The following is a 530-nucleotide window of genomic DNA, read 5'->3' on the forward strand; positions in this document are numbered from 1 at the left end:
TCACTCATATCAAAGCGGATAAGGGCTGATTCGTCATCAAAGAGGACTTCTGCCAGAGCCTTGGCCAATTCGGTCTTACCGACTCCTGTCGGCCCTAGGAACATAAAGGAACCAATCGGACGCTTGTGACTACGAATACCTGACTGATTGCGACGAATGGCACGACTAATGCTTGAAACAGCTTGATCTTGGCCGATGACACGTTTGTGTAGTTCAGCCTCCAAATTCAGGTATTTCTTGGCATCCGTTTGCGTCAGTTTTTGGACTGGGATACCCGACAAGCGACTCAAGGTGGTCAAAATATCAGATTCTGTTACCAAGTCTTTATAGACAGGAACTTCCTCTTCTTTTGCGATTAGCTGGGCAGCTTGTTCCCACTTGCCATCCATCAGGGCCTTGTCAGCTGGAGTCAAGTCGGATTCGTCTGCTTTCACATGCTTGGATTTGTTTTGCACTGTTGCTGCCGCCTCATCTAAGAGGTCGATAGCAGAGTCTGGCAAGTGACGACTGGTCAAGTAACGATGCGCCAT

1 protein-coding gene is annotated in these 530 nt (G+C 48.5%); it reads right to left on the minus strand.

Annotated elements, in window-relative coordinates:
* The coding region (locus GMD6S_RS11650) for an AAA family ATPase (RefSeq protein ID WP_000951230.1) at positions 1 to 530 on the minus strand (530 nt) is incomplete at both ends.

Source organism: Streptococcus sp. GMD6S (assembly GCF_000297015.1).